Here is a 6477-nt window from a genome sequence, read left to right on the forward strand (position 1 = left end):
AAGTGATGTGGGTATGAGGGAATTATCGGGGTATCACCAAATGCGCATTATAAGGTTTATATTACGGGCTAGTCTCTTGTCAGACGATTCTCGTAAACTCGCCCACGTCTTCCGGCGTTCCTAGTCGTCCAGTGCTTCGCAATGGTACTGACCGAAAACCCTCAACATAATCCTAAACTACATAATGCGCACTTGGGTATCAGTGGTTTGATGACAAATCAAATGATGCTACCAAAGACTCCCATTGGCTCTTGGTCAATTCTTCTGATGGCTCCATCATGTCATCCTTGTAGCGCGCATCAACAACAGTGACAAGATATGATTCATTATCCAGTTCTAAACGTTCTTCAACGTACAATGAAATGTCACAATCTTCTTGTTGTGATGTCCACGTGGTGCCAACTACGGGCTCACACGATACCTGATTGGTTTGTCTCATAAATTCTCCCATCACTATAAGTCGTTGGATAGGCTTTCAAGCCTAAGCAACTTGGGCATTGTTCTTCGTGCAAATATACACGTCCTCGGTACATGTATTCGCAATAATTTATGCCTACCTTACCGCAAACCGGACATATGTCCGGCCGCGTATATCGATAGGCGCTATGACCATTACACATGATCGTGGCGAAACTTCTTCGCTAGCAGTGTTAATGTGAGCGCTTGTGCATCAACCTTAAAATGGCGTGCAACTTGTTCCAGCAATTCATCTAAATGCATGGCCATCATCGGTGCACTTGGTCCAAGCTTGTCATAAAAAATGATAACGCAATCTTCCACCGCATCTTTGGAAAGCGGCGAGTCTCTATCAAGCAAAGAAACACGCTTGACCATGTCGTAACAAGTTAATGCCCTGGGCAGTGGCGGATTATATTTATCGACAGGTTTATATTTAACGCCATTTTCTCTCGCTATGTACTGCACTCGGCGGAAAGGTATGTTTAACTTTTTAGCAAGCGCACTCCCGCCAAAAAGAGGATAATTATCAATTATATAATTAGCTATCTTCTGACATGTACTCCCCATTGAAACCACACCCAGCTTACGCGCCATACTCAAAACTGACTGATGTGTACGCCCTAGCTCTTTAGCAATCTCTTTGCGTGTTTTACCCTGAGCAGCCAAACGGCAAAGCTCAACCTTCTCAGATAAAGACCAATAATGAGGCGGTTTATCTTCTGAATGATGAACTTTATTGGGCCTTAATAAGTCTGCAAAGGAATGGCTTATTGACTGAGTTGTTGGTTGTGATAACTTCATGTCTTCCATAGTGATGCTCTCAAGTAATCATGATGGTAAGCGCAGTGGGTATCCCACTACCCGCTGCGCACTCTTTGTTAAGCAACAATCGGCTCTATAAGCATGCCAAAGCGTTTTAACTCCAAACCACCAAACTTATTRACAATAAAGCTAGAGTTGTGAACGGTATAAAGTCCTGCTGCATAATGTGGCTGCCCTTCTTCAATCTGTAACTTCATCTCTACCGGAAACTTGCCGCCCAAGTGCGCGTAAGCAATCTGCTCTCGTATCTCTCTGGCTGGACGATCGTCTTTAGCTGGAATATTGCGCGTTTGTTGGGCACATGCGGCTAACATCAAATTGTTGTCCAATGTCGATACCTATGGCTTTCAACCTAGATTTATGCTCATAAAACTGAGAGCGCTTAAGCGTAGAGCGAAGATCTACGCCTTGTTGCCATAAAACTGCATATGACTGCGTAGCGTTAGCTGCTTGGCGGCTCTTAACCACACCCGATGATATGAGTTGGTCAGCAATAGATAAGTGAGTATCGTGCGTGGCRTGTAGTGTCTTCATAGCGTTCTCGAYRTCTTGTAAGTGTTCGTGAAAGTCTGCTTCTGTAACTAACCCGTAGAACTGCAAGTTGTGGCGCTTTAAAAGTTTTTGTCTAAGGCTGTGCTCTTCTCGTACGACGCCCTGCTCTGCACAGTAATCAATTAGCTGGTCTATATAATTCAGTTGAGTCTCTGTAACACCGTATTTTTTACGCTTATCTCGACGCAAATGTTTCCCCTCCACACGGACTCGGTTGCCGTTACAACGAATCGTTAGCTTAGTGCTGTAAGAGCCTTCTAAAACCTTCTGATTAACACTGGGAGGTAAATGCTCGCCCGTCTCCATATCAACACGTTCAATCACATGCGTACCGACAAGAGGCAAGCCTCCCTCTGGGTAATCTTGTTGCATGAACAGTTGATCAATAAAAAAACCAAGCAAACCTAAAAACCTGTCAAGTACATTTTTATGTAGGCTAATATAAACTAGTATGTATATCAATGACTGAGTCCATAAAAGTAGGGTTAGAATGAAAGAAATATATACTTATGGAAGATATGACATGCTCAAAGATGTACTTAAGGAGGCCCGTAGCCGTGCAGGGCTAAAACAAAGCGAAATAGCAAAAAAAATGGGGATTACCCCGCAAACCTACCTAAAGTGGGAAAATGGAAAAACCGAGCCCAAAGCAAGCCAAGTGCACGAGTTAGCTAAGATATTGAATATAAGTGAAAGAGAAATCTGTAGCGGAAAGGCCATTAAACGAAGCAAAACGCCTATGGAGTTCTTATACAAAGCAAGTCATGCCATGAATAAAGTAAACGACACAATACTCATGATAACGCTGTGGGACTATATAGATGATGAGGAAGAGTTCATCAATAAACTCTGGGAGGCCGTTGATACTAAGAGACATTATCTCGGGGAAGCAGAGGGTCAGAGTCCGGATGTCCGGACTTAGTTCGGGTGTAACAGGAACCCGAACCTATAGCACAGCTCCCGCGGGCGGCGCTTCGCTTCCTCCGCCCCCGTGATCTGCTTTGCCCATCTCTAATGAAAGGTAGTGGTCAGGTAGGAGAAAAAACCCTAACGCCGGCACTAGCTGAAAACTCGCTATGGCCTCGCAGGATGGTGGGGGTATGGGGGAATTATCGAGAAGTGATGTGGGTATGAGGGAATTATCGGGGTATCACCAAATGCGCATTATAAGGTTTATATTACGGGCTAGTCTCTTGTCAGACGATTCTCGTAAACTCGCCCACGTCTTCCGGCGTTCCTAGTCGTCCAGTGCTTCGCAATGGTACTGACCGAAAACCCTCAACATAATCCTAAACTACATAATGCGCACTTGGGTTTAATAGTTAACACAGAGGCGACGTGTTGATTATCGCCTCCAACAGTCATGTTATTTGAGCGAAAACTAGCACTATTTGAATGATTGATGTGGAAAAACGTTTTTGATGCGCTGCTGTGTGCGACTATCGATGCTGCGTGACATGACTAATTTCGCCGGCTTAAAACGGTTGCTATACACTTTAACGGTTCCGGTAAACGGATTTCGTTTGGCAATTTCTTGGCAATCATGCAAGAAACCTTTTGGCACTTTGCCTTTGTGACGAACAAGCTGTCCATCTTTAAATGCGATGACAATCAAAGGTCTATCAATCAACATAAACGCGAGGAAAATCGCGAACGATATAAATAAAAAATAACCCATAATACTGCTCTAACTGCTCCAGAGTCAGACTCTTGCTGTGAATGCAATCTGTCCAACGGCTACATATCGAGTAAGTTGCTCAAATCTTTTTTCAATGCATCAACTTGCTTGCTTGCGCTCTCTGTACGATTTGCCTCGGACAACAAATACTCGATGGTATCGGATAAGGTCGCGTCTAGCTCATGCGCTTTTTGTGAGAGCCGTTCCCAAACCCGATAATCCAAATCAATTGATTTTTTGCGGGTGTGTTCTTGCTCGGCATTGAAGTGACGCTTTCGCTTGGCACGAATTGCTTGTTTGAGCTTGTTATCGAGCGCTGGCGACATGTGCTGTTCAATCCATTGATTGACGCGCGTTGGCTCATGCTCAATCGCCATTAACGCATCGATAGCCGTTTGTATTTCGGAACTATCAATGTATTTTGTGACGGTGTCACCATCTTTCCATTTTTTGACTAGATAGGTCCATTTCCAGCCCGCTTCGAGGTTTTCGAGTTGTTGATATTTCATATGCCCAAGCTTTGATCACGCCGATTGGTGACAGCGTAACACCAACTGTCAATCTGTTCAATTATCACACATAGTAAAAGCGGCGTATTGATCCCCTGCCCGTCGTTTACCGGTGTGCCCATAGCGAGTATGCCTATTCGCCCAGTGTGTTATCCTTTATACTCGTTCCATTCTAATCCTAGTCAGTAATCATAGACATGCATGAAGTTGATTGGCGTGATGCCAAACCACATTATTCTCAGTTTACCCCAGCAATTGCTCAATTTGAGACATTGGAAGCGGCTGAGCTATTCTCACTCCAATCTCGACTTGGTCGCGCGTTCCGGTGGCTAATGACACCAGACTGTCCAACACAGTGCTTAGTCGTCATGTCCTCTGATTTGCCGGGCTATCTTAATGCGTACCAGGATGCGTTAACCCAAATTGATGCACGTATCCCTGTGATTGTGGGTGAAAACATCACTGAAACATCACTATTCGGCTTTGCTTATGATGAAAACAAAAACGTTACAGCGTCACAGAAGCAATTTGGCTTAATTCATCAAGCTCACCAAGGCGCCATCATTCTCAAAATCGCAGATGTGCTTCAACAACCGCGTGTTTGGCTTCGTTTGCGTCAACTACTCGCCACGGGTCGCTTACCCTGGCAAACAGCACGTGCCGATCAACTGACCGCATTGCCTGATGAGACGCTCAGCGTCCGAGTGATACTGGTGGGCGATCGACAATGGTTAGCAGATTTCGAGACTCATGAACCTGACTTGTACGATGGTATCGCCGCATTCGCGGAGTACGAGCAAGACATTGAAGTCAATGAGAACAATATTGAAGCCTATCTTGCTTGGCTAAAAGGCATTGCAAATCAATTAACAGATAAAACCATTACTGACACTGCCATTGTCCAACTGATGCAAGCAGGGGCGCGAGAGAGCGAAGCCCAACACCGAATGCCTTTGTGCCCAGTGTGGTATCAGCAGCTGCTTGGCGAAGCACTTATGCATGCTGAAAACCAATTGGACGGGGACGCGATTGCTAAGGCATTAGCAGAGCGCTATCAACGTGCCGCCTACTTACCTGAACGAGCCATTGAAGATATCCATAAAGGCCAAGTATTTATTGATACTCGCGGTGAACATATTGGCCAAATCAACGGTCTCACTGTCATTGAAGTCCCTGGCCATCCCATGAGCTATGGTGAACCGGCACGTATTTCATGTGTTGTACACTCTGGCGACGGCGACATTGCTGATGTGGAACGCAAAGCGGAACTCGCGGGTAATATTCATGCCAAAGGCATGATGATTATGCAGGCCTTTGTTAGTGCTGCGCTTAATCTTGATGAACCATTGCCCTACTCAGCGTCCATTGTGTTTGAGCAATCTTATTGTGAGGTCGATGGTGACAGCGCTTCCTTGGCAGAGCTGTGTGCTTTTGTTAGCGCGCTTTCCTTGCAACCTATCAATCAAGCGATTGCGATTACGGGCGCTGTCGACCAGTTTGGACGAGTGCAAGCCGTAGGAGGGATCAATGAAAAAATTGAAGGTTACTATCAAGTTTGCGCGCATCGTGGCTTAACTGGTCAGCAAGGCATTGTATTACCGAAAACAAATCTGTCATCGCTCTGCCTACGCCAAGATGTCGTGGATGCGATAAAAGCCGGTCAATTTCATATTTGGGCGGTTGATGATGTCGAACAAGCGCTTCCTATCGTGACTGGGCTCCCATTCTCAGGAGACGAAGGCGAAACATTACTTGGCAAAATTTCTGACAGGATCGATCACTTTCATAATGGTGAAAAACAAACCTGCAACACTTTGTTTAGCCGATTAAAAAACTGGTTGGGCCAGTACTGATCCGAGTTGTTTGGCGTACACGTGTACGCTAATCTGCTCGCAATTGAATAAGGAGCAGTTTAGATATAATGAAACGCCAAAATTCCTATAATCGTGAAGACCTTCTCGCCTCTAGCCAGGGTGAACTATTTGGCCCTGGGAGACCGCAACTCCCCGCGCCTAACATGCTCATGATGGATCGTATCGCTGAAATCACCGAACAAGGTGGGGATTTCGACAAAGGGGTCATCATCGCCGAGCTCGATATTAATCCTGACCTTTGGTTCTTCGACTGCCACTTCCCGGGTGATCCTGTGATGCCAGGTTGTTTAGGTCTTGATGCGATGTGGCAGCTTGTGGGATTCTTCCTTGGCTGGGTTGGTGGCGAAGGTAAAGGACGTGCACTTGGTGTGGGTGAAGTTAAATTTACCGGCCAAGTACTTCCTACTGCCAAGCAAGTACGCTACGAAATTCRCATGAAGCGAGTGATTAACCGCAAGTTGGTGATGGGTGTTGCTGACGGGCGCGTGCTTGTCGATGGCAAAGAAATCTATGTCGCCAAAGACCTGAAAGTAGGTTTGTTCCAAGATACATCAGCATTCTAACTAATACTGTATCTCTACAC

The 6477-nt window shown here is 45.6% G+C and carries 9 protein-coding genes; 3 read left to right on the forward strand and 6 right to left on the reverse strand.

Features of this window, described 5'->3' with window-relative positions; all coding sequences use genetic code 11:
* Positions 1 to 199: 199 nt before the first annotated feature.
* The 4 genes from BZJ17_RS16865 to BZJ17_RS16880 form a co-directional block, all read right to left on the reverse strand.
* Entirely contained in the window at positions 200 to 439 is a 240-nt protein-coding gene (locus tag BZJ17_RS16865; protein ID WP_077641506.1) for a hypothetical protein, read from the reverse strand.
* A gap of 173 nt (positions 440 to 612) precedes the next feature.
* A complete protein-coding gene (locus BZJ17_RS16870; RefSeq protein WP_074214238.1) occupies positions 613 to 1269 on the reverse strand; it encodes a hypothetical protein in 657 nt (218 codons plus the stop codon).
* A gap of 68 nt (positions 1270 to 1337) precedes the next feature.
* Positions 1338 to 1595, reverse strand: coding sequence for a single-stranded DNA-binding protein (locus BZJ17_RS16875; RefSeq protein WP_108743846.1), 258 nt, complete (start codon positions 1593 to 1595; stop codon positions 1338 to 1340).
* Positions 1552 to 2205: a phage/plasmid replication protein gene (locus BZJ17_RS16880; RefSeq protein ID WP_108743848.1), complete on the reverse strand. Its 654-nt coding sequence runs from the start codon at positions 2203 to 2205 to the stop codon at positions 1552 to 1554. Before BZJ17_RS16880 ends, BZJ17_RS16875 begins: the two co-directional genes overlap by 44 nt.
* A gap of 118 nt (positions 2206 to 2323) precedes the next feature.
* Here BZJ17_RS16880 and BZJ17_RS16885 point away from each other — a divergent pair, with 118 nt between their 5' ends.
* Positions 2324 to 2755, forward strand: coding sequence for a helix-turn-helix transcriptional regulator (locus BZJ17_RS16885; protein WP_077641507.1), 432 nt, complete (start codon positions 2324 to 2326; stop codon positions 2753 to 2755).
* 465 nt (positions 2756 to 3220) lie between these two features.
* Here the strand turns inward: BZJ17_RS16885 and BZJ17_RS16890 are convergent, their stop codons facing one another.
* Together BZJ17_RS16890 and matP are read right to left on the reverse strand one after the other, a co-directional pair.
* Positions 3221 to 3511 carry a DUF3634 family protein gene (locus BZJ17_RS16890; protein ID WP_069587715.1) on the reverse strand — a complete coding sequence of 97 codons (291 nt, stop codon included), beginning with the start codon at positions 3509 to 3511 and terminating at the stop codon, positions 3221 to 3223.
* 59 nt (positions 3512 to 3570) lie between these two features.
* A complete protein-coding gene (gene matP / locus BZJ17_RS16895) occupies positions 3571 to 4020 on the reverse strand; it encodes a macrodomain Ter protein MatP (protein ID WP_077641508.1) in 450 nt (149 codons plus the stop codon).
* Between the two features lie 197 nt (positions 4021 to 4217).
* Between matP and BZJ17_RS16900 the strand changes: the two genes are divergently transcribed.
* Positions 4218 to 5873, forward strand: a complete 1656-nt coding sequence (locus tag BZJ17_RS16900) for an AAA family ATPase (RefSeq protein ID WP_077641509.1) — start codon at positions 4218 to 4220, stop codon at positions 5871 to 5873.
* A gap of 65 nt (positions 5874 to 5938) precedes the next feature.
* Positions 5939 to 6457, forward strand: coding sequence for a bifunctional 3-hydroxydecanoyl-ACP dehydratase/trans-2-decenoyl-ACP isomerase (gene fabA, locus BZJ17_RS16905; RefSeq protein ID WP_108743847.1), 519 nt, complete (start codon positions 5939 to 5941; stop codon positions 6455 to 6457).
* Positions 6458 to 6477: the final 20 nt, after the last annotated feature.

The organism is Salinivibrio sp. IB574 (assembly GCF_001996205.1).
Taxonomy (GTDB): domain Bacteria; phylum Pseudomonadota; class Gammaproteobacteria; order Enterobacterales; family Vibrionaceae; genus Salinivibrio; species Salinivibrio proteolyticus.